The sequence below is a fragment of the Caulobacter vibrioides OR37 genome (assembly GCF_000372645.1).
Lineage (GTDB): Bacteria > Pseudomonadota > Alphaproteobacteria > Caulobacterales > Caulobacteraceae > Caulobacter > Caulobacter vibrioides_E.
Genome location: NZ_APMP01000060.1, coordinates 1 through 1484 on the forward strand (window position 1 = coordinate 1; position 1484 = coordinate 1484).

A 1484-nucleotide genomic window follows, 5' to 3' on the forward strand; every position below is an offset into this window, starting at 1 on the left:
CGGGTCTATATACCAAAGTAAGGCTGTCTCGGGCTGCGACGATCCGCCGGTAGCCCTTAGCCGCGACAGCGATTCGCGCGAGCCGTCAACCCCATTTTGATTGACGATCCACAGACCTATGCAATAATCTCCAAATAAGGAGATAGTCTTGGATCGTAAGCAGTTCGCCAAACAGTTCCCCGATGAAGCTTCCGCAAGGGCTTTCTTCGAGCGGATTATCTGGAAGGACGGTCGCGTCTGCCCGCACTGCGGTTCTGTTGACCGCTCGTGGAAGATCGAGTCGAAAAAGGTGTCCACCGGAACCTACCAGTGTGGCGAACGTGAATGTGGTCTGCTGTTCACCGTCACCACTAAGACCCCGCTTCACTCGACGAAGCTCCCGCTCATCAAGTGGCTTGAAGCGATGTGGTTCGTCGTGGAGATGCCGAAGGGCCTCTCGTCTGTGACGCTCGCCAAGGTGATTGGCGTGACTCAGAAGACCGCTTGGAAGATGGGGCACGCGATCCGGCTGTTGATGGAGCAGCATGGCGCCCGCAAGCTGGACGGCGTGGTCGAGGTCGATGAGAAGTATCTCGGCGGCAAGCCCCGCAAGCGGCATGGCGTGAAGCACCCGCGCGGGCGGGGCACCGCGAAGCAAGGCATCCTCGTCGCGGTCGAGCGCGGCGGCGGTCAAGTCCGCGCGGCCCTCATCGAGAAGAACTCGATCACGGACATCGGCGGCAAGCTGCGTCACATGGTCGAAAAGTCGGCCCACCTGATGACCGACGAGAACAGCGTCTACCGGATCATCGGGAGGCTCTACGCCAAGCATGAGGCAGTGAAGCACAAGGGCGCGATCTACGCCGTTGGCAACGTCCACAACAACACCGCCGAGAGCTTCAACGCCACTTTGGAGCGCATGAAGATCGGCACCTACCACTGGATGAGCAAGGACCACATGACCCGCTATCTTGCGGAAGCGGTCCATCGTTGGAACACGCGGGGCGATGCCCAGCCGGTTCAAACCAAGTCGGGAAAGACCCAGATCAAGTTCGTGAAGCCTCCCTTCGAGGATCGCGTCGCCGCGCTGCTGGCGGGGTCGCTCGGTAAGCGGCTCACGTGGACGGCGGTCGGCGGGATCGCCTAAATAGGGCTTCCACCCGTGGAGCGTAGGCCGGAGATATTCGTGAGCAGAACCACGCGTGTTGCCATCTCGCTGATTATAATGGCTGCGCTGGCGGCGATGGCCCCGAAGATTGCGGATGTAGTTGCCGCGATTGTGTGGCTATTCTTGTTCTTCGGAGGCATCGTCAACGATGTCTCAAGCGGGCCGCCTTGGGCCAACTGGCTTCTCTATCTGCCAACTGTCGTGGGCTATGTCGCCATCGGTGTGTGCTGCGTGGTCTGGATACGCAGCGCGCCGAGCGAGCAAGGCCGCTAACCGCCCGCTTGCGAGCGGTGCAAGCAGCCGCGCTCGCATCACCTTACTTTGGTATATAGGCCCG

The 1484-nt window shown here is 60.4% G+C and carries 2 protein-coding genes; both read left to right on the top strand.

The window, feature by feature from the left end; all coding sequences use genetic code 11:
* The first annotated feature begins 148 nt into the window (after positions 1–148).
* Positions 149–1126 (top strand): IS1595 family transposase, encoded by a 978-nt coding sequence (locus tag OR37_RS20470; protein ID WP_004625323.1) that lies wholly within the window; start codon positions 149–151, stop codon positions 1124–1126.
* 39 nt (positions 1127–1165) lie between these two features.
* Positions 1166–1420, top strand: a complete 255-nt coding sequence (locus OR37_RS20475) for a hypothetical protein (RefSeq protein WP_035017827.1) — start codon at positions 1166–1168, stop codon at positions 1418–1420.
* The last annotated feature ends 64 nt before the right edge of the window (positions 1421–1484 follow it).